17 protein-coding genes, 1 tRNA gene and 2 pseudogenes are annotated in these 22,958 nt (G+C 42.6%); 6 read left to right on the forward strand and 14 right to left on the reverse strand.

The features are described 5' to 3' along the window. Positions 1-45 precede the first annotated feature (45 nt). Positions 46-2,106 carry a GAF domain-containing protein gene (locus CQ839_RS20065; protein WP_103670073.1) on the reverse strand — a complete coding sequence of 687 codons (2,061 nt, stop codon included), beginning with the start codon at positions 2,104-2,106 and terminating at the stop codon, positions 46-48. A gap of 357 nt (positions 2,107-2,463) precedes the next feature. Here CQ839_RS20065 and CQ839_RS20070 point away from each other — a divergent pair. Both CQ839_RS20070 and CQ839_RS20075 read left to right on the forward strand, forming a co-directional pair. Next, positions 2,464-2,934, forward strand: a pseudogene (locus CQ839_RS20070) (hypothetical protein); the annotation flags it as partial. Positions 2,935-3,207: 273 nt separating this feature from the next. After that, the gene (locus CQ839_RS20075) at positions 3,208-3,786 is read left to right on the forward strand and encodes a Uma2 family endonuclease (protein WP_103670075.1); all 579 of its coding nucleotides are present in this window, start codon (positions 3,208-3,210) and stop codon (positions 3,784-3,786) included. Between the two features lie 27 nt (positions 3,787-3,813). Here CQ839_RS20075 and CQ839_RS20080 read toward each other — a convergent pair whose 3' ends face one another. The 7 genes from CQ839_RS20080 to CQ839_RS20110 all read right to left on the reverse strand — a co-directional run bounded on the left by CQ839_RS20080 (position 3,814) and on the right by CQ839_RS20110 (position 13,869). After that, entirely contained in the window at positions 3,814-5,001 is a 1,188-nt protein-coding gene (locus CQ839_RS20080; RefSeq protein WP_103670076.1) for an LptF/LptG family permease, read from the reverse strand. 70 nt (positions 5,002-5,071) lie between these two features. Then, positions 5,072-5,800, reverse strand: coding sequence for an LPS export ABC transporter ATP-binding protein (lptB, locus tag CQ839_RS20085; protein ID WP_103670077.1), 729 nt, complete (start codon positions 5,798-5,800; stop codon positions 5,072-5,074). A gap of 83 nt (positions 5,801-5,883) precedes the next feature. After that, entirely contained in the window at positions 5,884-6,480 is a 597-nt protein-coding gene (locus CQ839_RS20090; protein ID WP_103670078.1) for an LptA/OstA family protein, read from the reverse strand. Then, on the reverse strand, positions 6,477-8,054 hold the full coding sequence (locus CQ839_RS20095) for a bifunctional pantoate--beta-alanine ligase/(d)CMP kinase (RefSeq protein WP_103670079.1): 1,578 nt from the start codon (positions 8,052-8,054) through the stop codon (positions 6,477-6,479). Before CQ839_RS20095 ends, CQ839_RS20090 begins: the two co-directional genes overlap by 4 nt. A 240-nt stretch (positions 8,055-8,294) precedes the next feature. Then, complete coding sequence (locus CQ839_RS25805) at positions 8,295-9,386, reverse strand: septal ring lytic transglycosylase RlpA family protein (RefSeq protein WP_103670080.1); 1,092 nt, start codon at positions 9,384-9,386, stop codon at positions 8,295-8,297. Positions 9,387-10,126: 740 nt separating this feature from the next. Further along, the gene (gene larE, locus CQ839_RS20105) at positions 10,127-10,948 is read right to left on the reverse strand and encodes an ATP-dependent sacrificial sulfur transferase LarE (RefSeq protein ID WP_103670102.1); all 822 of its coding nucleotides are present in this window, start codon (positions 10,946-10,948) and stop codon (positions 10,127-10,129) included. A 203-nt stretch (positions 10,949-11,151) separates the two neighbouring features. Next, on the reverse strand, positions 11,152-13,869 hold the full coding sequence (locus CQ839_RS20110; RefSeq protein WP_103670081.1) for a valine--tRNA ligase: 2,718 nt from the start codon (positions 13,867-13,869) through the stop codon (positions 11,152-11,154). Between the two features lie 362 nt (positions 13,870-14,231). On the opposite strand from CQ839_RS20110, the gene CQ839_RS20115 reads away from it, so the two are divergent. Next, entirely contained in the window at positions 14,232-14,789 is a 558-nt protein-coding gene (locus CQ839_RS20115) for a pentapeptide repeat-containing protein (RefSeq protein ID WP_258040807.1), read from the forward strand. Positions 14,790-14,943: 154 nt separating this feature from the next. On the opposite strand, the gene CQ839_RS20120 is transcribed toward CQ839_RS20115, so the two are convergent. Next, positions 14,944-15,528, reverse strand: coding sequence for a hypothetical protein (locus CQ839_RS20120; RefSeq protein WP_103670082.1), 585 nt, complete (start codon positions 15,526-15,528; stop codon positions 14,944-14,946). Between the two features lie 113 nt (positions 15,529-15,641). Here CQ839_RS20120 and CQ839_RS20125 point away from each other — a divergent pair, with 113 nt between their 5' ends. Then, positions 15,642-15,881, forward strand: a complete 240-nt coding sequence (locus CQ839_RS20125; RefSeq protein WP_103670083.1) for a hypothetical protein — start codon at positions 15,642-15,644, stop codon at positions 15,879-15,881. 867 nt (positions 15,882-16,748) lie between these two features. Further along, positions 16,749-17,046 (forward strand): annotated as a pseudogene (locus CQ839_RS26095) (hypothetical protein); the annotation flags it as partial. An 11-nt stretch (positions 17,047-17,057) separates the two neighbouring features. Here CQ839_RS26095 and CQ839_RS20130 read toward each other — a convergent pair. After that, a complete protein-coding gene (locus tag CQ839_RS20130) occupies positions 17,058-17,786 on the reverse strand; it encodes a Uma2 family endonuclease (RefSeq protein ID WP_103670084.1) in 729 nt (242 codons plus the stop codon). 144 nt (positions 17,787-17,930) lie between these two features. Here CQ839_RS20130 and CQ839_RS20135 point away from each other — a divergent pair, with 144 nt between their 5' ends. Continuing rightward, the gene (locus CQ839_RS20135; RefSeq protein ID WP_103670085.1) at positions 17,931-19,064 is read left to right on the forward strand and encodes a cob(I)yrinic acid a,c-diamide adenosyltransferase; all 1,134 of its coding nucleotides are present in this window, start codon (positions 17,931-17,933) and stop codon (positions 19,062-19,064) included. A gap of 52 nt (positions 19,065-19,116) precedes the next feature. On the opposite strand, the gene CQ839_RS20140 is transcribed toward CQ839_RS20135, so the two are convergent. From CQ839_RS20140 to CQ839_RS20155, 4 genes are all read right to left on the reverse strand, one after another. After that, positions 19,117-19,190, reverse strand: a tRNA-Arg gene (locus CQ839_RS20140). A gap of 258 nt (positions 19,191-19,448) precedes the next feature. Next, a complete protein-coding gene (locus CQ839_RS20145; RefSeq protein ID WP_181016268.1) occupies positions 19,449-20,750 on the reverse strand; it encodes a TldD/PmbA family protein in 1,302 nt (433 codons plus the stop codon). A gap of 62 nt (positions 20,751-20,812) precedes the next feature. Beyond that, entirely contained in the window at positions 20,813-21,706 is an 894-nt protein-coding gene (locus tag CQ839_RS20150) for a M23 family metallopeptidase (protein ID WP_103670087.1), read from the reverse strand. Positions 21,707-21,768: 62 nt separating this feature from the next. After that, entirely contained in the window at positions 21,769-22,782 is a 1,014-nt protein-coding gene (locus CQ839_RS20155; RefSeq protein WP_103670088.1) for an MBL fold metallo-hydrolase, read from the reverse strand. Positions 22,783-22,958 lie beyond the last annotated feature (176 nt).

Below are 22,958 nucleotides of genomic sequence, written 5' to 3' on the forward strand. Positions count from 1 at the left end.
CAGGTAGACCAATTTAAGTAGAGAAGCGCAACGCACTCATCTACTTTATAACGCATAGCGCGATCGCGCTATGCGTAATGCATCAGTTGCTCTCTGTGCCTCGATTGCTACCTGCGATAAGCAAGCATAAATTAGCACGACATAATTCGCTCTTATCGCCAATTCGAGTTGACGGCATTGATATGCAAGTGTCAAGGCTCCGATATAGTCACTACTTGAGCGTAATGTATTTAAGGACTGTAAAAGTCTTGGGCGATCATCGACAGCCAGTGCCCTGTCAATAGATTGGACTAACTGAGGGGTCTCTTCCAAATACGAGTCAATCACATTTAACAAAAATTCAGTTGCTTTAAGATCATTACCCGCGATCTCCAAAATCGTTTCCATGAACTGTGGTTCGATTGCAGGCTCTTCATCTTCTTCATTATTATGCGAAAAATCTATAGTTGTATCGAAACCAGTCTGAGGCTCATCCATAGACTCAACTTCAGACGACTCATCTTCAGGCTCCTCGATTTCTGATTCTATGGCTTCTTGTCGAACAAGCTCTGGTGCAAGTATTGCTGGCTCCATTGATTGGATCTCGGACAGAAAATCTGTCTTGCTCGTCTTTGGTTCCAACTCTTCAGATGCTAAAGACTCTGATTCTTCTATCTCCGATAATTGTGGTGGGGATAATTCTGTCTCGGCTAATTCTGTAGCGATCATCTCTTGTTCAGATTCTTGTGATTCTATATCTTCAGCCTCAGATGATTCTAATTCACTTTTTTCATCTGGATAACCTTCAGCCTCAGACGTTTCTAATATCATTGTCTCTGGAAGAATTACCTCCGTCTCAGCTACAGAATTCTCTACTGATTTATCTTGGTCTAATTCGTCTGGAGCAGATGCAATGTCTGAAATCACTTTAAGATTATCAGGCATAATCACATAGGAGATGTCATCTCGCGTGAAATTTATCGCTGGCTCATCTAACGTAACTGCCTCATCTGGCTCCACATCTTCATCTGAGATTGGAGATATAGAATCTGGAACTAAAAAGAGTGGAGGCAATCCATTCTGAGAGATGGAGTCATCTCTAAAGTTATTAATTTCGTCGGTATTAATATCGGTATTAATAACTATTGCTTCTAATTCATTCTCTTCTGCATCTGTATCTTTCTCATTCTGGCTGACTGCTAAATCATCAGGCTCTACATCTTCGTTTACAACAGTATTTTCCAGCTCTTCAACTACATTTTGATTGATTGCAGTTATGGTTTGCTCATCAATAGTTGACGCAGTGGATTGCTCAGCATTTGAGGCAACCTCTGACTCAATAGCCAACTTAATCTCTTTCTCGACGAGTTCTGCAACTGTTTTTTGTAAATTATCTAATTCACTCTGTAAAGCTTGCAAATCATCAGTTAGCTCTTGAGATTGTTGGCGTAAATTAGTTAAGGAGATGGAAATACCAATCTGTGCTGCAATCAATGATAGAGACGTGCGATCGCTCTCTGACCAACTATGATAAGCACTACCATGAAAAGCAACTAGAGTTCCCCAAACATCTTGTCCTGCATATATCGTATTAGCTGCATAGGATGAAATGCCGATCTGTTCAAGTAGCGTCACGATATAAGACGACAGGCTAGAAGTCCGAATACTGTCAATAGTCTGAGCAGAATTTTCTGGATCTGTAGACTCAATCATGTACCGAGCTAGTGAAAGCTGTCTTTCGGGCATATCGCTAAGAGATGTCACCCCTGAGGCGATCGCATCAGTGGCGAACTCGCCTTTTCCATCAGGAAGGCAGCGAAAAATTGCGACGCGATCGACTTGGATTAATTTCTGGGCTACTTGCACAGCTATTTGTAAAACTAGCTCTAAAGATTGCGATCGCTGAATAGCATCAGCAAGCTGTGCAAGTGCTTTTTCCCTAGCAATAATATTGCTAAAAATATCCGTCTGTGTGTCTGATGACTGTGCTGTTATCAGTTTTTCATACCGCTCTTCCCAGCTCATTTGGTGAACACGCTCCTGCTGCACCAAAATAGCTTTGAGGTGTTCATAGGCAGCGCGATCGCGGCATAGGTGGCGGACTTGATCTAAGAGGGTAGAATCCATGGGTAAGAACGACTATCCCCGAATATTTTCTAGCTTTGCTTAGATAGGATTTACTCTATCTAGACAATGGATTTTAGCTGACTTATTTTGGCGATCGCATGAGACACAAAGCGTAACTTTGAGCGCAACTTTTGTTTTTAGCATGAGAGTTCGCGATGCGAACTCTCATGCTAAAAACAAGTTAAAATCTCTATTGAACTAGAAATAATTTGAAAAAGCCTTGTAAAACAAGACTTTTTCAAATTATTTCTAAGTGCCTCGGCATAATTAAACAACAGAGCTAAGATCTGTACTGCCCGCACAGCGGGCGGTACAGATCTTGGGGTTTTGTATATAAACCAAAGTAAGTTAAAAAATATGGCACGCTATACCCTTGCCCAGAGTCCTGAAGTCGTCTTAACTGTTGCTGGCAAAGATTCGCCAAAAGCACGGGAAAAGGCGATGGCAGAGCTAATGGAACTAATGGACTCAGGCAAACTAGATACTGATCTTGCTGATGGCTTTAGTCCCGATCAATTTATAGAAGTGAGAGAACTTTCCATGTCTGAAGATCGTGAAGATCCAATTACTCAAGCCGTACAAGTCTTAAACAACCTCGCGACGTTAAAAATCAAGGTTCAAGAGTTACGCTCTGATGCGATGCAGGTGCGATCGCAAATCGATATTTTGTTTAGCGACGAGATTGTATCTGAGGAGCAAATTAACAGTATTAAGGAAGGTTTTAAAACTCTCAAGAGTTTTGCCCAGCTTAATATGAAATTTCTTGATGCGCGATCGCAAGCTGAAAATGCGCGTCAAGTCCTTGATGAAGCACTGAAGTCGCCCAATTCAGAAGTTAAACCTCCTGTTGAAAGTGTAATTAGTACTGAGGTAGAGACTGCTGAAGTTACTAATGTTGCTTCTGAACCTGTTGAAGCTGTAACTAGTGCTGATGCGGAAGAGCCTGTAACCACAATTGAGGATGCGATCGTTGAAGTCCCTGTGAGCAAATCCACCAAAAAGAAATAAATTAACAACAAATTAAAAAGGCAACGCGAAGCGTTGCCTTTTTAATTTTCGGTGAAGTTAAAATTAAATCTATAACCACTACATCTGAAAATTATGGTTGCTTTACCCGATCGCTTATTGATGACCTACGAAGAATATATCGCTTGGGAATCAACCCAAGAAATGCGCCACGAATTTTGGGATGGTGAAGTTGTGGCAATGGCTGGCGGCACTCGTGACCACAATCGAGTTTCAGGAAATTTCTTTAAATCATTAGACGAGGCTTTAGCCGATCGCCCCTGTGAAGTTTACATCGCTGATGTCAAGGTACAGATTCAGCCAAAACGCAAATATTTTTATCCTGATGTCGTAGTTACTTGTGATGAACGCGATCGCAATGATGCTCTAGTAGTTGCTTTTCCTTGTCTAATTATCGAAGTTCTCTCACCATCGACTGAAGCCTTTGACCGTGGATTTAAATTTTCGCAATACCGCAAGTTTGAGACTTTGCAAGAATATGTATTAGCGCAAGTCGATCAGCCAATTGTGGAAGTATTTCAACGCAATGATCAGGGGCAATGGGTGTTTTTTGAATATGGTTTGAGCGATCGACTATTCCTCAAATCTGTAAATCTCGAAATAGCCGTTAGCGATCTGTATCGACAAATTCAATTTGAACACAAAAACGAATAAAGGTGGAGCAAAGGTCAACCTTTATTTTTATGTAACACGAGTAAGGATAATCACCCCAGCCGTTACGCCAATTAAATTAGGCAACCATGCAGCTGCGAATGGGGAAAGAAACTCAACTTGTCCGAGAGCGCCACAAATAAATAACAACAAATAATAACCAAAAATAATTAACACACTCAATCCAAACCCGATCGCTGCACCAGTACGCTGAGGACGCATTCCTAGAGATGCTCCAACAAGCGCAAAGACTACACAGATAAATGGTAGGGCATATTTTTGTTCAAGCCTTACTTCTAGCTTTCGGATTTCTTTGGTATTACCAGACTGCTTGAGCAAGTCAATATTGCGACGAATATCAGAAATATTCATTTCTTCAGCGCTACGTTGCTCTTGAGCAACATCAAGGGGAGCGCGAGGTAATTGCAGGTTTTGATCATCAAAGCGGAGAATGCTACGGTAATTGCCATCTGGCCCAACCAGATAGGTAGTACCTTTGCTAAACCTCCAGACATTTTGCTCGGGAATCCAAACAGCGGAATCGGCGGCAAGAATTTGCTGAAGTTGTCCTTGCGAAAAGTCCAAAACCGTTAAGCCCCGCATCTGTTTGCCATCAAAGCTCCGTGCATAAAAACTCCGAACTAAGCCTTGTTTGCTAGTGCCATCTTCTTGGGGCACCTCACCATATTGCTGATAAAAAATATCTTGGCTTTTAAACTGCACATTTTCTTGATTTAGAGCCGCTCGCAATGTACTACGAGATTGCCAATTTGCCGCAGGGACGATCGCTTCATTAAATACATAGGTCATGCCCGTGACAAATAGGCTCAACACTAGTGCAGGTGCAACTAAACGATAAGCACTGACTCCACAACTACGTAAAGCAGTTGTTTCTCCATCGCCAGACATGCGACTGTAGGATAACAATGTCGCTAGCAACATTGACATCGGGAATGAGTACACCATGAAGCCTGGGATCTGGTAGCCAAAAATCTGAAACGCCGTTAAAACGCTTAATCCCGCATCAGTAATCAGTCGAATAAGTTCAAATAGAGAGCCAATCGCTAAAATCACAGAGGAAAATGCACCCACCCCAAACAAAAATGGGGTCAACATTTGCGTGAATAAATAGCGATCCATGATCGACAATCTCGGTAGCCATCCTAGCGACACGTTTGTAACTTTTTTCCTTGGTTGAGTCGTTTGTAAGGTTGCCATTTCCTTTATCGAGATTACATGTTTTTGGGTTAATTATTTTTTGCAACACCTACGGTGTTGCAAAAAATAATTAAAAATGAAACTTTTCGCCAAGATAATATTTGCGGACATCTGGATCGTCTGCTAATTCTCGGCTAGAACCGTCCGCAAATACTTCACCTTCACGCATGATGTAAGCGCGATCGGTAATAGATAAAGTTTCGCGAACATTATGGTCAGTAATTAGTACGCCCATATTGCGATCGCGCAAGTTGCTTATGATGGACTGAATTTCGCTAACAGCGATCGGATCGATCCCCGCAAAAGGCTCATCTAGCAAGATAAATTTTGGGCCTTCGAGTCCAACCGCCAATGCTCTGGCGATTTCAGTACGACGACGTTCTCCCCCCGAAACTTGGATTCCCATCGTATCAGCGATCTTAGTCAGTCGAAACTCTTCCAACAAAGTACGGAGTCGATGAATCTGTAATTGCTTTGGAACATTGGTTTGTTCCATCACCAATAACAGATTATCACGCACCGATAACTGTCGAAAAATGGTAGCTTCTTGGGCAAGATATGCCATACCCATACGCGCTCTTTTATGAATTGGCAAGCTGGTAATGTCTTGTTTGTCGAGCCAGACGCTACCGCTATCAGGCTGAATCAGTCCTGTTGCCATATAAAACGAAGTGGTCTTACCAGCACCATTCGGGCCCAGTAGTCCAACAATTTCCCCCTGCTTGACGGTGAGACTCACTTGCTGAACGACTTGCCTGCCACTGTAGTTTTTACTGACGTTGTCGAGGGAGATTTGCATTACTCAATTTGGGTTGGAAATTTGGGAATGTAACACTGAACTTATTTATGGCAAAGCATTTTTTGTAGCTTTATACATCAACATTACTTACCATCAGGAAGAATCTCTTGTGGTTTTGGTCGTAACTTGTCAGGAGGAATGATCAATGTCGGGGGGCTCACCTGTTGCTTTTTAAAGGCAGGCTTGATCTGGGTTACAGGCGTTGCCGAAGTTGCAGGGCTACTGACAGCATCGCGATCTGGGACAACATAAATTGTTTCGACCTGTTGGTTATTAGGAGGGGCAGCGATAAATTTCCCTTCAGTGACGAGATAGGTGATGGTTTGAGCTTTGATGCTATTGACACCTTCTTGAGTGACGACCACATTGCCAGTTAAAACTACACGCTGCTCCTTAGAAAAATACTGTGCTTGCTCAGCTACCGCATCAATCTGTCGGGCGGGATAAGTCATTTTTACGTTACCAGTTGCCGTAACGACACCTGTGATCGAATTTGCTTCTTGGACATCGGCACGGATTGTTAAAGCCGTGTTCGGTTGGGCTTGGGTGGGTGGCATTGAGCTAGAGGCGATCGCCAAAAGAGAAATAACAGCCAGCAATAACTTAGAGATCGCCGATTGATGCTTTATTTTTCCTTTTTCCTTTTTCCCTTTTAATTCAAATCTGCTTAATGGCTTCATCGGTTTTGTACCTTTTGTTCATACAAATTTACAATGGCTGCGACCACTTCTTCTATAGTTAGACCATCTGTATTAACTAAAGTTGCGTCTTCAGCCTGAATCAGAGGCGCATGGTCTCGCGTAGAGTCTTTGCGATCGCGCTCTTGGATTTCATGCTCAAGTGTGGCTAGATCGGGGGCAACTTGACCTTGGGCGATCAGATCGGCTTGACGGCGTTTGGCGCGCTCTTCTGCTGAGGCGGTCAAAAAGATTTTCACCTCTGCATCAGGAAAGACATGGGTTCCGATGTCCCGCCCTTCCATGACTACACCGCCTGTTTGCCCAATGAGTTGTTGTTGCTTAACCAAAATTTCCCGCACAGCAGCTTGAGCCGCGATCGACGATACATTGGCTGTAACTTCAGGTGTACGAATTTCAGTGGTGATGTCTTCACCATTGAGCAAGACTTGCATCGGCTTACCTGCGATCGGATTAGCAAACAGCTGGATTTTTGATTCAGCCGCGATCGCTTGCACTTTTTCTTGATCTCTTAAATCAATTCCTTCTCGTAACACCGCAAGAGTAACACTACGATACATTGCGCCAGTATCTAAGAACAATAAGCCTAATTTGTTAGCAACCTGTTTGGTAACCGTGGATTTGCCCGCACCTGCGGGGCCATCGATCGCAATGATCGGATTTCTGGGAGTGATGGTATGACTTAGCAAAATATTATCGATCAAGCGTGTATTTCCAATTCGAGCCGCGATCGCCAGCATCAACTCTGCTTCAGACGTAATTTGATTGCATGGTTGCAAGTTCTTGGCATCGACTAACTCAATATACTCTAGATTAATTTCAGGTAGCTTCGCTAAATAATTTCGCGCAGCTTCTATGATTTGCTCTGATTTACAAAGTTCGTAGCAAAGGAAAAACTGCTGTTGGGATTGCAGCAAACTTTGATAAATATGTGCTGCCAAAATTCGTTCTTGGCTTGACAAGTACTGATTACGAGAACTGTAAGCTAAGCCGCTAGGTTCACGCACCGTCGGGCATCCAATAATTTCCACAGGCAAGTTTAAATCAATCACCAATTGCCGAATAATTGCCAGCTGTTGACCATCTTTACGCCCGAAGTAGGCGCGATTAGGTTGCACAACATTAAAGAGCTTAGTCACGATTGTGGCGACTCCCTGAAAATGTCCAACCCGCGATCGCCCACACAAGATATTGATCATTTCTGGTGGTGGGATCACTTGCGTTATTTTGGCTATATTACTTATGCCTATCTCCAGAGCATCTGGCGCAAAAACAACATCAACTCCTGCGTTCTCACAAATATGAAGATCATTCTCGAATGTGCGCGGATATTGATCAAAATCTTCACCTGCACCGAATTGCAAAGGATTGACAAATATACTTACAACCACACAAGCATTTTCAGTCCTTGCTCGATCAATTAATCTCAAATGCCCAATATGCAAAGCCCCCATTGTTGGCACAAGCCCTACAGAAACTTGACCTAAGGGCTGTTTTTCTTTTTGGGCGTTTAAGTAATTACGCAGAGAAGCGATCGTAGTAAATAGCTGTGTCAAGCAATCAACCTCAACGAAATCACTATGTAAAGCAGCAATTCTAATTATGAAACCAATTTTGAGTTTTTTAGCGATATGGTTCGATAAAAAACAGAATAGGTTTTGAAGAAAGTCATCCTAGGATAACTTTCTTCAAAACCTATTTTGATAAAAAATATGAATGAGGCTATAAAGAGCATAGCCACTTGCAAAGCCCTAAATAATAGAGAATGCAAAGCTCTCTCTATTATTTTGCTTGGGTTACTTGGACAATACTTCAAGTCTAACTGGAGCAACTCCAGAAGAAATTAAACCAATTACATTAGCTGCCGCAGTAGAAATATCGATTACTCGCCCATGAGCATAAGGGCCACGATCATTGATGCGTACTACCACCGACTGATTGTTGTCCATATTTACGACCCGCACTAAAGTACCAAAAGGCAAACTTGGATGGGCAGCAGTTAAATCACTAGCATTAAATATTTCACCACTAGCACTGTAATTTCCATCAAAGCCGGGCCCATACCATGAAGCCATTCCAGACATTACGCCCACAATGCGACTATTTAAGGCTGAGCTAGAAGAGCTGGCAGTAAATTTAGTCTTTGGAGAATTGACAACTTCTAACACGGGACTAGCACCACCGAGCAGACGACGCAATAAATTTGCCGATTCTAAAACATCTTGGGTTTGATTTTGTAAAGATGTAGGAAAAACGGCTTGCTGATCAAACCTCAACATAGCGCGATCGCCCAATTTGATCACATAGTTGCCATTTTTCCAAGCAGGGATAATCTTGTTTGCATCGATGCCATCACGATTAAGTTGATTAATCAAAGCGGCAGCGGCGGTGGCACGTTCGATTGGATTTGATGACGTTAGCAAATTTTCAGAGCTATCATCTGCTGATTTTGCTGGACTATCAGCTGAATTGGGAGGTTCTAAGTTAGTAGTGTTTGATGGTAACTTTACCGATTCAGAGTTCTTTTTAATTTCACCTTTAGGTTCACTTTTGTTTTTTGATGAATCTAAGGCAATATTTTCTTGGGCTGATTTTGGAGATTCTTCAGCTTCAATATAAGTAACTACAGGAATGCCACGGACATAGACTGTAGCGGCATTTTTACCATTTAGTTTGTGTGTATGGATACGAGCGATCGCATCATCTTTAGTTCTAATCAAGGACTGTGATCTAGTTTCACCAACTTTAAGAGAAGTAGATGCATTAGAAGGTTTAGCTTCTAGTTGAGATCCTGATTGAGCCTGTGCGCCATGGCTAGCAAGACTTGATGCGATAGCAAGAGCTACTACTGAGGTAGAGAGAGTGTAGCTCCAGTTCCAATTAAGCATAGGTAAAACAGAAAATGAAGATAAACGACTAAATTATTTATGGAAGCTTGGCTGGGAATGACTTGCAAATGAAATCGCCAACAACAAGTTTCTTAAACTAGGAACAAAACTTTAATAGTTCGTTCATGTGATTCAGATTAACATGGTTATTCAAAATGATAACAACTTAGCCATATAACCCTTACTACAAGAAGATTTGAGCTCTTCTTTTCTGTTGAAAATCAAAATTTTGCTTCTTTCTCATTAGAATTCTTTATAAAAATGGAACTTTGTACTCATTAATACAAAAAAAACTCCGTAAAAGTATGCCTTTAGAGATAGGTAGTTTTGCTCTCAAATAAGTTTTATATGCATAAGTCCTCAATATACAAGAAAATTTCAGTTTTGAAGGTCATCTATCTTTAGTTATGTTCGTATGTAAACCTTATGAAGACATACTCTCAGAAATAAAGTGCCAGAAATAACAATAAATCAACCTTAGGATAGATACAAAAAATAAGTCTACAGAAATTATTTAGAAGGGTTTTGACAAATATGTTCGATATGGACTGATTTTAGATTTTCGCGTTTAAAAAAGTCGTAACTAAAGCAGAATCACTAAGAAGTTAAGCAAAACATTTAAGGGCAACACATAAGAATTTCTAATCAATCGACAGAAACTTTTTCAAAAATCTTGAAAAATTCAGGCAATAAACAAAGAAAAAGGAGGCTACATAATATGTAGTCTCCTTTTCTTTAATTTATTGCGCGATCGCATCATTTAGCTTTCCGCTCCGAAATCCTTCTAAGTCCAAGGTAATTAGACCAAATCCATATTCTCGAAAGGCTCTAGTCAGATCAGCGATCACCATAAATTCCATAAATTCGAGCAGACGATCGCTTGGCACTTCGATTTTGGCAGTATCACCCATCGATCGCACACGGATATCACCTTTCCAGCCATGATCGCGCAGATATTGTTCTGCATTTCCGACGCGACGTAATTTCTCAATGGTAATTTCCTCGCCATAGGGAAACCGTGAACTTAAACAGGGTTGTGAAGGCTTGTCCCACCAAGGCATTTCTAGATATTGCGATAGCATACGGACTTCGATTTTGCTAATCCCCACTTCAGCAAGAGGCGATCGCACACCGCGTTCCTTTGCCGCTTGTATTCCTGGTCGATAATCTTGCAAATCATCAGCATTTAAGCCATCGACGACAAAGCTATAGCCCATTGTTTTCGCAAGTGGTTTAAGGGTGTCATGCAGTTCGCTTTTGCAGAAATAGCAACGATTAATCGGATTGGATGTGTAGTTAGGGTTATTCATCTCCTCGGTTTGGACGATTTGATGCTTAATACCCATAAATTCGGCTTGAACTTGAGCGGAGGCAAGATCGGCGGGTAATAATGACGGTGAGTTGGCAGTAATCGCTAAGGCGCGATCGCCTAAAACATCAAAGGCAACTTTAGCGACAAGAGTACTATCGATGCCGCCCGAATAGGCTACCAAAACTTGCGATGATTCGTTGAAAATTTGACGTAAGCGATCGAGCTTGTCGGACAAAGTAGCATTTAACATAAAAATATTTACAGCGCTTTGCGCTGAACTAAAAATTATGAGAACATACGCAAAACGTCTTGAAACCTGCATTTTATCGTAGGGGCAATTCATGAATTGCCCCTACATTTCGTAATTTTAGATAAGTCACAATTATGTTGAAAGTGCTGCTTTGCAGCACTTTCAACATAATAAATAGAGAAGGCGCTTTGCGCCTTCTCTATTTATTTTTGCAACTGAGCTAGACGTGCTTTAAGAATCTCTTGCTGTTTCAAGGATTCTTCCAGTTCTGCACGGGCGGTAGCGACCACTTCAGGTGGGGCTTTTTTAACATAGCCTTCATTGTTTAAACGACCTTGGCTAGACGCGATCGCTCCTTCTAACTTCTTAAGAGTGCGCTCTAGCTTGGCAACCAATTGAGAAATATCGACAACACCGACTAACGACACAATCGCTTGGACTGTCCCAACAACACCTGCGATCGCCTCCTCAGTGGCTGATTCATCAACGGTTGCCAAAATCACCAAATCTTCCACCCTTGCCAAATCGAGAATATAGCTTTGTCCTGCTTCAAGTAAAGTACGTTCGCGATCGCTGTCGGATTGCAAAATCACTTTAACCTTAAGGCTTGGCTTAATTTCGGCTTCGGCACGGAGATTGCGAATTGTGCGGATTGTGCCAATAATCAATTTGAACTGTTCCTCTAGTTCTTCATTAATATGGGTTGTATCAATTTCGGGATAGGGTTGAATTGCTAAAACAGCGCGATCGCTTGATGGTTCGCTTGTGCCATAGGTGAGCAATTGCCAGATTTCCTCAGTAACGTGAGGCATAAATGGATGCAATAGGCGCAAAATTCCATCAAGGACAAAGGCAAGAGTTTGCTGGACAGTGGCGCGCGAAGTTGGGTTGGCATCTTCCTGTAACCGTGATTTGACTAGCTCGATATACCAATCGCAGAAGTCACCCCAGAAAAACTCATACAGGCTCTTAGTTGCTTCGCCCATGCTATAGGCATCAAGTTGTTCCCGCACCTGTAAGACAGTCTGAGCATAACGCGACAAAATCCAGCGATCGGCAAGTTCCAGATTCTCAGTTGGCAAACCTGCGGTGCGAGTTTCCACACCATCAAGGTTCATCATTACAAATCGCGAAGCATTCCAGAGCTTATTTGCAAAATTCCGTGCGGTCTCTACGGTTGTAGATTCATCAGTTTTGCGATTGTAATCGAGACGAATATCTTGTCCTGCACCTGTTACTTCTTTAACGAGAGAATAGCGCAAAGCATCAGTTCCATATTTATTAATCAGAACTAGCGGATCGATGCCGTTATTTTTGGATTTAGACATCTTCTGATTATTTTCATCGCGCACTAGACCATGAATATAGACAGTATGGAAAGGCATCTTGCCCGTGAAATAACCTGCCATCATCGTCATCCGCGCCACCCAGAAGAAAATGATGTCAAAACCTGTAACAAGAACACTAGTCGGATAGAAAGTTTGGAAATCCTGTGTTTCCTCTGGCCAGCCCAAAGTCGAGAATGGCCATAAACCTGACGAGAACCATGTATCAAGTACATCTGGATCACGCTCTAGAATTACATCTTCACCAAACTTTGCTTTAGCTTGCTCGTAAGCCTTCGCTTCTGTATGGGCAACAAAAATTGTGCCATCGGGGGCATACCATGCAGGAATCTGATGTCCCCACCATAATTGACGAGAAATACACCAATCTTTGAGACGAATCAGCCAATCACGATAAACTTTCCCCCAGCGATCGGGAACGAAGTTGGGAGAATTCTGTTTGTCAAATTGTTCCAATGCAAAATCTGATAGTGGCTTAATATTCACAAACCACTGAATTGAGAGCAATGGCTCAACAGGAACTTTGCCACGTTCAGAATAGGGAACGGTGTGGGCATAGTCTTCAATCTTTTCTAACAAGCTCAGTTCATCGAGTTTTGCCACGACGTTTCTACGCGCAACAAAACGATCTTGCCCTTGAAATTCACCACCATTCTCATTGATCGAGCCATTTTTATTGAGAATATTGATTAGTGGGAGCTGGTGACGCTTGCCCATCTCAAAGTCATTCGGATCGTGAGCAGGTGTAATTTTGACGCACCCACTGCCAAATTTGGGGTCAACATATTGGTCGGCAATAATCGGAATTTCACGATTCATGATTGGCAACATAATTGTCTTACCAATTAAATGCTTGTAGCGATCGTCATCAGGATTGACAGCAACAGCAGTATCCCCCAACATTGTTTCGGGACGAGTGGTAGCAACTACGAGATAGCCAGAGCCATCGGTCAAAGGATAACGAAAATGCCAGAGATTACCATTTACTTCTTTACTATCAACTTCAAGATCAGACACGGCTGATTGGGATTCGGGACACCAGTTGACTAGATATTCACCACGATAAATCAAGCCCGCTTCGTAGAGTTTGACAAAGGCTTCAGTTACCGAGTTTGATAAACCTTCATCCATTGTGAAGCGCTCGCGTGTCCAGTCGGCGGACACACCTAAGCGCCTCAATTGCGAAACAATCGTCCCGCCCGATTCGGCTTTCCATTTCCATGCGCGATCGAGAAATTTTTCACGCCCGACTTCTTGATTAGTTTTGCCTTCGGCTTTGATTTGTTTATCGAGAATAGCTTGCACAGCAATGCTGGCGTGATCTGTACCTGGTAGCCAGAGGGTATTAAACCCACGCATTCGGTGATAGCGGATTAAAATATCGATTAATACTTCTTGAAAAGCATGACCCATATGTAGGCTGCCCGTGACATTAGGCGGCGGGATCATGATGCAGTAGGGTTCTTTTTCGCTTTCGCTGGCTGCTACAAATACGCCACTTTCCTCCCAATATTTCTGCCATTTAGCTTCAGATTCGAGAGGATTATATTGTTTGGGAAGTTCGGTCGTACTCATAGCGGGTTACTGAAAATTTAGACAAAATTAATGGGCAACTTAATTAAAGTTTATATTCAGCTTATATCTTATAGTGTCTACCAGACCAGCAGTATGCAAATCTTGCAGTAATTATCACAAACCCCAAAGGTGTAAGGCTATGCTTTGCGAAGGCTTACACCTTTAGATTTTAGTTTTGTCTTAAGCATTGAAGCGATCGCTATAACTCACATTTTGGCTTGAGTTAAAGTAAGCTAAAATTTTAGCCCATACCTGTAAATTATTAATTATCAAAAAAATTGTTAGTTGCTTGCAATCGCTATATTTTTATTACCAGCAACTCAAGATAATTAACCAATACCATTTTGTTAGGAGTAACCGCTTTGGAAGTCGCGCAACTGTTGGAACTATACAAACAGGGACAACGGAACTTTTCCAACATAGATCTTAATAACGCTCAATTACGCAGTGTGATCTTGATTGGGATTGATTTGCGTGGGTCTACTTTGAACAAAGCTGATTTGAGTAGCGCTAATTTAATTGAGGCAAACTTGACTGGAGCTAACCTGATTGAGACGAATCTTAGGGGTGCTTTGTTAAGGGGCGCAAACTTTTCTGATGCAGACTTAAGTTGGTCAAATTTAACTTGGTCAAATTCTTCTAATAGTAAATTTATTCGAGCAAACCTTAGTGTCACTAATTTTAGTGGGGCAAATTTAATTGAAGCTGATTTTACTGGCTCAATTATGAAAGGGGCAAATCTACGGGGTACAAATTTGCGGGGCGCAATAATGAAGAATTTGCGAACCTGCGCTGATACTGAGTTTACAGGTGTTCGGAATTTGGACGATCGCACTCGTTTATATCTTTGTACGATCGCTAGTGGTACGCATCCATTTACCAAAAATGACAGCCGCCAAACTTTAGGTTGTCCAATTTAATTCTATAGAGATACTCCTTTCCCACCAAAGAAATATACCTCAAAAACCAAGAATTAGCGTTGCGGCGCTTCGCGCCGCAACGCTAATTCTTCACTGGGAAGGGAGTAGTTGGCGCAAAGCGCCGCCTATCTCTACCTCTTTTTTGATGTGGTGGTTAGGGCTGCTCGGTAAGTTGGAGTAAATAAGGAAAAGAGGTGTTTTCTTCGTAGGAGCCAACCCATATTTCGTAAGTTCCTTCTAGCCAGTCGCCGCCAATCTCTGGGTTGCGATCGCTAACATCGTCACTACACCAACTTCCCCCTGGCCCTCGCACTAGCAAAATTGTGTCGCCAGAACTTTTGACCTGCATGTTGAGATATTTAAATGGTTTTGTAAGAGTAATTTTGTGATCGGGTTCTGCATCCACAAACCCAATACAGTCTCCAGTCTCGGTAACTTTGCGTCCTGATTTTTTTTGAGTCTCGACTCCGCCGCCACTAATGCCCCGCAGTTCGATTGCTTTCGGAGTAAATCTTGGAGCGATCGCAATATCCTCAAACATTTTCACAAAACTAGCCTTTTTGCCCGAAGTGTTTTCTGGCTTCTCAGGTCGCGAAATCTCGACTGAAGTTGTTGCGTTTGGCGTTGTGCTTGGCGTTGTGTTTAGCTTAGTCTGCGATCGCACAGATGCTGTCACAGCTAACATCGCGGTTGTCATAGCTGCAAGGGTAATTAGCGATCGCGCTGCAAATTTTCTCATGACACAAATATATTGGCTCTAAGAGGTGGATTTTAGCATTAGCCACAACGGAAAACCAGATTCTTTTATAATCGAGCGAGAAGTTGTGATGAGAATTTGCAAGGTGTTTAGCAATGACAGTAATCACTAAGGAGTACCTTAAGCAAGAGTTAGACCAACTCAATGAGAAACAACTAAAGCAAGTTGCAGATTTTATTGCTTTTATCAAGTTTCAAACGAGATTTAGTCAAGAGACAGTTGATATTAGTCAGTTTGCTAATCTCTATCAAGAATTTGCTCAGGAAGATCGAGAACTGGCTGAAGCAGGAATTTCTGAGTATGCTGAACTCTTGAACAGTGAGGGCAAGTATTAAAAGATTGGGATAGTTGGAATCAGGGGCAATCGCTAATCCAGAAAATATCAGTTTGTTTATGCTTGAGTATAAAGTGTGAATCTAGGCAGATTAGGCGATATCTTTCGTGCTATATCGCTGTAGTCATAGCTGCAAAGGTAATCAGAGATCGCGCTGCAAATTTCTCATGACACAAATATATTGGCTCTAAGACGTAGATTTTAGCATTCTGCACTAAAGTCAGGGTGTGTTTTCCATAAATTAAGTCATCATAAGTTTTTTCGTTAACAACAAGATTCAATAGACCTAAAAGTCTCTGCCAGCAAAGGTTTGATGGGATACAAATTCGTGGTAGTAATAAGGGCATCTCTATTAATTACCTTCTGAGCGAAAAAACAAGGCTGAAAGTACTGATCTCTCGTTGCTTATTTCCCCTAAATTAGAATTAATAGAGATGTCCATAACTTGATTGTGTGGTAGTATTATTTTTAAGTTAAAACTTTTAACTTAAAACCAAAAAAGCAAGCGGATGTTTTTTACACCCAACTTGCCTTACTGTAGCTACAGTGCAAATGTACCTACTACTAGAAGCACTAAAATAAACGCATCGTTTGCATTCATTTTTCCACGCAGAACTGCCAAGACAATGGCAAGTACTGTTGTTGAACAAAGAATTTTCATAAATTCTTCCCCTCACTACTTGTGTTACTAGTCAAAATTAAGACTAGCTATCTACAACAAATCAACGACCAGCATAGTAATCGCTTTCCAGAGCGACTACTATGCTTAATCTGTTTAGATTCAAAAACTCTAGCACGCATACACAGATAAAGGCAAATCAATAGGTGGTATTAAGCTTAGTGTGACTATACCTATCAATAATGGACGATGTCTAAACTCTACTATCGTGGCATGGCAAAGCAGAACGGTAAACAGAAAATAGGTCGGAGTGTTGGGCTACTGGGGGGTAGACATAGTATTAATATAAATATTGAGCAAATGCCCGTAGGCTAGCTCGATGAACAAGAGTATTTGTTATATAGAGTCAGAACGCGAAATTCGAGAGGAGCTTGTGACCTTTGCGATCAGAGAGCACCAAGGAATACCTGCTTCTCTCTCCATTGAAGGCTTACCAGATTTTCGTAAACCTGCCAAATTTGACGGAACAGGTAAAGATCTACTTTGGTAAGTGGTCTGTTACTCTTCAGAAATACCAAGCGATCGCAACTTTGCCATTAACAATTCCACCTGTTTCTGTGCCTCATCAGCCCGTTGTCTTTCGATATTAGCCATTTGACGCTCTATCTCAGCCTGTTCCTCAGGGGTAAGATAGCGATCGCATTTTTGATCAAACCAGCTTAAAACTTCACGCCCGAAGCGATCGCTTGGCAAGACACAACGTCCAATCCCTAAACCGATCTCTGGCATCCATAGAGGCTCACCAATTTGTAATTGGTAATCGTCATCAACTAATTGATAAACCTCAAAGGGCAAATGTCCATCGCGCCGCCAGAACTGAGGATTGTAAATTACATAATATTTGATACCTAATTTGCGATAAATCTCTAATTTCTTTCCATATTCATCGCCATAAGTATGGGATACCACTTCTAAGGTCAAAATCGGTGAGATAAATTCTTCTTCCCACATCACATAGCTGCTACGGGAACCACCATTTTTGCGCCTTTCCACTCCCAAGCTCAAAAATCCATCAGGAATTACAGGAACTCTAGGACTTACGCCAGTGGTGTGATAGATCCCCATATCGACACCAAAGTACCAATCATCGCGAGTTTTCCAAATATATTCCAACAAAAATAATAGTAAATTCGGTACAAAATTCTGATCTTCGTTATCCACAGGCGTATCATCGGAATCAGGTAATTCGTCGCTGGTGGGTAGATATTGGCGATCTATTTGTAGCATCAGCTAATCCCAGAAGTATCCTAGCTATTCGGATTGTACTATACAAGATAAGAGTGGTGGCGCTTCGCGCCACCACTCTTATCTTGGTTTTGATAGGGTTGCTATACTATTGTATTGCGTTGTGAAAAGAGACTAAGTAAATACATGGCAGCGATAGGCATCATGACCGCACAGGTGCGTCCCGAACGTGAGATCGGACAAATCCATGTTTATGACGGAACAGGCAAAGGCAAATCACAGGCAGCATTGGGCGTAGTGTTGCGATCGCTAGGACTAGGAATGTCCGACACATCACCCTTTGGTACAAGAATTTTGTTATTGCGATTTCTCAAGGGTGCTGAGCGTGAATATGCCGAAGATGCCGCGATTTCAGCATTGCAACAAGGATTTCCCCACTTGATCGACCATGTGCGCACTGGTCGCGCCGAATTTTTTGATGCCGAGCATGTTACTCCCTTCGATCGCCAAGAAGCCGAACGTGGTTGGGCGATCGCAAAAGGCGCAATGGCTTCGGGACTTTATTCGGTAGTGGTTTTAGATGAGATTAATCCCGTACTGGATTTAGGCTTAATTCCCGTCGATCGCATTGTCAAAGATTTAAAAAATAAGCCCCCGCATCTCGAAGTCATCTGTACAGGTCGCGGCGCACCCCAATCTCTGATCGACATTGCGGATCTCCATTCTGAGATGCGATCGCATGATGATGCCCATGCTGAGAAATATGGTGTGACAGGAATTGAGATTTATACGGGTGCGGGTAAGGGCAAAAGCACATCGGCATTAGGGCGATCGCTGAAGGCGATCGGTACAGGCATTAGTCGCGATTTATCGCACCGCGTTTTGATTATGCAATGGCTCAAAGGTGGTGCTGGCTATACCGAAGACGCAGCGATTGCCGCACTCAAACGTGGCTATCCCCATGTGATCGATCATCAGCGCTGTGGACGTGATGCGATCGTCTGGCGTGGTCAACAACAGGAAATGGACTGCATCGAAGCTCAACGCGGCTGGGAAATTGCTCAAGCAGCGATCGCCTCAGGGCTTTACAAAACGATCATTCTTGACGAATTGAATCCCACCGTTGATCTTGATTTGCTACCCGTAGAACCAATCTGCCAAGCCTTACTAAAAAAATCCCGCGACACAGAAGTAATCATCACGGGTAGATGTTTCAATCAACCTGCTTATTTCGACCTTGCCTCTGTTCATTCAGAAATGGTCTGCCACAAACATTATGCTGAAAAAGGCGTAGACCTCAAACGTGGCGTAGATTTTTAAGCAAAAGAGAGTGGCGGCGCTTCGCACCGCCACTCTCTTTTTTGGGTGATAACAGGGTTGACGAGGATCGAACTCATGACCTATCGCTTAGGAGGCGATCGCTCTATCCAACTGAGCTACAACCCCAATACAAAAATGTAATTTTAATTAGTAGTTTTAACTAGGTATTACACTGCTAGTCCAGACATTATAGCAATTGCCATTCAAAAAAATAACAAAAACCCTAGAAGTCTGTCGGATAAACATCATTTCTTGCTAAACAGATTTGCTGTAGGGTGTGTTAGCGTCAGCGTAACGCACCAACTGCGGTTATTGGGTGCGTTACGCTATCGCTAACACACCCTAAGAGAGCGATTTGGGTTTTCCCCAACAGGCTTCTAGAAATTATTCTCGGCTAGTAATCGATAGACCTTCAACGATCATCGCCGAGCCAAATAGCGAGCCATGCCAATGCCGATCACTACCTACCGCAACAACATGATTGAGAGCAGTATAGACATTTCCAGATAGCATCGTGTCCTTGACCCGTCCAATAATTTTGCCATTTTTAACACGATATCCAAGATCGACATTAATCGAAAAATCTCCTGACACATCCGTATCATCACCTAATACTTGATCGACGATTAAGCCATTTTTTAAAGTTGCCGCCAATTCCAAAATATCGCCTTGGATGGTTTGACTGGCAGCGATCGCTAAATTCAATAGACTAGGACTAGGATAGTTGCCCAAATCTCCGCGAAAGCCATTACCTGTGGCAGCAATTCCCAAGTCCTTACAAGTACGCATATCGCCGTAAAAACCTTGCAAAACACCATGTTCAATCCAAGTAGTTTCCCTCGTGGGTGTACCTTCATCGTCAAAGGGTGAACTGTAAGCCCCAAAATCTGGGTGTTGGGTAACGGTAAAAATATCAGAAATTACGGTTTGTCCAACTTTATCTAGCCAAGGTGTCGTTTTTTGCTGAACCTGCCTCCCACTCATAGCGATCGCTACTACACCCCATAACAAATCTGCCGCCTTGCCCGTAAAGATCACAGGCGATTTTCCTGATGGTGCAGGTGCATTTTTCTTCGCCCAATCGAGATATTGCAATACCTTTTTAGCGATCGCTTCAGGCGATAAATTATCACGCTCAGATTGACCATACCAAACATTGAGAAAGTCGTCCCCTCGCGTTAACTCTGCACTCAGAGAGCCATCCACCGTAATATCCGTATAGCCACAGTCCAAACCTTTACTATTAAGGATTCGCACCGTTTCGCTTCCACAATCCCAATCTGCGCCACATACTGCTTCAGGATAATGTTCAAGAACCTCCGCGATCGCCTGCTGTCCCCAATCAATCATCTTCTCAACACTGACTTCCTGTCCATAAAGTTTTGGATAGTTATCAACCGTTGAGGCTCTTAATAAAATCTCTTCAGGTTCATTCAAGGCACTCAAGGCGATCGCTTGTTGTACCAAGTTTTCTGGCTCTACTGCACCATAAGCGATCGCTAAGCCCACCCTGCCGTCTTTCCAAATCCGTAACCCAACACCCTCTGAGTCAATACTCTCTAGCTGCTTCAGTCGATTTGCCTCAAAAAATACTGGGCGTGAAACTGAGCTTGATGAATACACTTCAGCGGCTTCAGTTCCAGATTTGAGTGCAAGTTCTAATAATTGTTCGGGGTTAATTGTCATGGCGATCGCTAGCTTATAAAAGAAAGCGCAAAGCGCTTTCTTTTATAAGCTTAGCAGGACAGCTATTCGACACCTTCATATCGCCATGCAACAGGATCGATCGCTTCACCATTCACATACAGCCCCCAATGCAAGTGTGGCCCAGTGACTGCACCCGTCGCACCGACTGCGCCAATTACTTGTCCAGCCTTCACAAAATCGCCTTCTTTTACATAGATTTTGCTGAGATGTAAAAAGATACTTGCTACACCCTGACCGTGATCCAACCCAATTGTATTGCCATGGAGAAGAAAACCCTGCGATACATTACCCACTAAGCGAATATAACCCGCAGCTGGCGCAACCACAGGCGAACCAGTCCCTCCAGCATAGTCAACACCCCGATGGTAATAGTCATTAGCAAACTCGCCATTGTAATAGCGCTGCACTCCAAAACCTGTCGTAATCTCACCATCATTGGGTCTTAAAAAAGCGCCATTCCAAAATTTCTGAGGAGTAACTAATTTTTTAAAAGCCGAAACCTTATCCCATTCATAATCTGTCGGTTCCGACCCACTACCCGAATCATTAATCCAAATACTTTGCGTAGGAAATTGGCGATTACCTAATTGCATCGGCAAAGTTTGCTGTAAACCATCAGCCGTCACCACTACTTGTCTTAGTCCAGCCTTATCAAGCGGAGTCGTGGGAATAAATGCTCGCCAACGATTTGGAGACATCGCGAACGCAGGAAACTGCTTATTATTCATCGATACAGTTGGTGGTGCTGCCGAGGATTTATCAGTCGCGATCCAAACTGATACGGTATCACCAAGTTTTGGAGTATTAGGTCTGAGCATTGCTTGCAATGCATCGGCACGCGATACACCAAAGATTATGGCTGCGATCGCCGACAGCAAACTCAGACCAATTAGTAATGGTAATTTGAGAGAGAATTTGAATGGATTGGCAACCATAAAAGCAACTTGGGGTAAAGAGATTCAAGAAGCGTTGTGCAAAGCACGACGCTTCTTATTTTTTAAGGAATCAGAGGAATCGTGGCGCTACGAGTAAACTGCTCATATGCTGACTCTAAATTAACTGAATATAAACCTTTAAATTTGTAGTCTTTGTAAGCATCAGGGACTCTGGCAAATTTCTCTAGTACTTGCTCCTTGGTTAAAATCTGAGCTTTCCACTCCAAAGCCGTACGTTCTAACCAACTAAAATAAGCTTGTTGTGATTGCAAGCCTGTTACATCGGTAACATCTCCATGTCCTGGGACAACTTGAGCCGTGGGATAAGTAGCAATCAAGCGGTACAGACTTCCTTGCCATTGACGAATATCACTATCTCCAGTGTAAGGAATACGCTTGTTAAATACCATATCTCCCGTAAATAAAACCTTGGCATCAGGGACATAGGCAACCAAATCGGTTCCTGCCGAATGACCATCTACACGCTCAATGCGCACTTGGCGATCGCCTAACCAAAGATCAGTTTGACTATTAATAATTACCGTCGGCGGCGTAACACTACCAGTATTATTTTTGCCGCTTTGAATATATTCACGAATTACGCCGCGCCCAAGTACAGGGATTTCACGTTTGACAAAAACTGAATTCCCACCTGTGTGATCAAGGTGATAATGCGTATTCAAAACATACTTGATCGGCTTATCTGTCAAAGACTTTACTGTGGAGATCATCAGTTCTGCTAGTTCAGGGGTTTGGAATGGATCAATTACCAATACTCCATCACTACCAATCACAATGCCACCGTTGCAAATTGCCACCGCAGGACTTGCAGGTGGGAAATCAGTGCTGGCAACTAGGGCATAAATTCCTTGAGCAAGCTCTTGTAGTTGTAAGCCAGCATTTTGCAAGCTTACAGTTTTAATACTTGTCTCCGCAGATGGGTTTTGAGCCTGAATTTGTGGCTGATTTTGAGCATCAGCAGGGCTCCAACCATGTCCGATCACTATCGACATTACTGTAGCGATCGCCGCTAACAAGAATGCCAAAAGGTATTTAATCTTTAGCTTTTTCAGCATCTTAATTCCTTAGAGCTAGATTTTGAAGCTCCTACACTTCAAACCCAGTGTAAACCAAATCAAAACCTAAAAAGGAGATAGGACGCAAAGCGTCCCATCTCCTCAAAGCCCAAAAAGGATTGTGGCGCTTCGCGCCACAATCCTTTTTGGGCTTTATATATCTTGAACTATCAATG

The organism is Pseudanabaena sp. BC1403 (assembly GCF_002914585.1).
GTDB lineage: Bacteria > Cyanobacteriota > Cyanobacteriia > Pseudanabaenales > Pseudanabaenaceae > Pseudanabaena.

Excerpts from the sequence above, each read along its gene's own strand:
- CQ839_RS20065 (WP_103670073.1), bottom strand. The coding sequence starts at position 2,106 with ATGGATTCTACCCTCTTAGATCAAGTCCGCCACCTATGCCGCGATCGC.
- CQ839_RS20075 (WP_103670075.1), top strand. The coding sequence starts at position 3,208 with ATGGTTGCTTTACCCGATCGCTTATTGATGACCTACGAAGAATATATC.
- CQ839_RS20080 (WP_103670076.1), bottom strand. The coding sequence starts at position 5,001 with ATGGCAACCTTACAAACGACTCAACCAAGGAAAAAAGTTACAAACGTG.
- lptB (WP_103670077.1), bottom strand. The coding sequence starts at position 5,800 with ATGCAAATCTCCCTCGACAACGTCAGTAAAAACTACAGTGGCAGGCAA.
- CQ839_RS20090 (WP_103670078.1), bottom strand. The coding sequence starts at position 6,480 with ATGAAGCCATTAAGCAGATTTGAATTAAAAGGGAAAAAGGAAAAAGGA.
- CQ839_RS25805 (WP_103670080.1), bottom strand. The coding sequence starts at position 9,386 with ATGCTTAATTGGAACTGGAGCTACACTCTCTCTACCTCAGTAGTAGCT.
- larE (WP_103670102.1), bottom strand. The coding sequence starts at position 10,948 with ATGTTAAATGCTACTTTGTCCGACAAGCTCGATCGCTTACGTCAAATT.
- CQ839_RS20110 (WP_103670081.1), bottom strand. The coding sequence starts at position 13,869 with ATGAGTACGACCGAACTTCCCAAACAATATAATCCTCTCGAATCTGAA.
- CQ839_RS20120 (WP_103670082.1), bottom strand. The coding sequence starts at position 15,528 with ATGAGAAAATTTGCAGCGCGATCGCTAATTACCCTTGCAGCTATGACA.
- CQ839_RS20125 (WP_103670083.1), top strand. The coding sequence starts at position 15,642 with ATGACAGTAATCACTAAGGAGTACCTTAAGCAAGAGTTAGACCAACTC.
- CQ839_RS20130 (WP_103670084.1), bottom strand. The coding sequence starts at position 17,786 with ATGCTACAAATAGATCGCCAATATCTACCCACCAGCGACGAATTACCT.
- CQ839_RS20135 (WP_103670085.1), top strand. The coding sequence starts at position 17,931 with ATGGCAGCGATAGGCATCATGACCGCACAGGTGCGTCCCGAACGTGAG.
- CQ839_RS20145 (WP_181016268.1), bottom strand. The coding sequence starts at position 20,750 with ATGACAATTAACCCCGAACAATTATTAGAACTTGCACTCAAATCTGGA.
- CQ839_RS20150 (WP_103670087.1), bottom strand. The coding sequence starts at position 21,706 with ATGGTTGCCAATCCATTCAAATTCTCTCTCAAATTACCATTACTAATT.
- CQ839_RS20155 (WP_103670088.1), bottom strand. The coding sequence starts at position 22,782 with ATGCTGAAAAAGCTAAAGATTAAATACCTTTTGGCATTCTTGTTAGCG.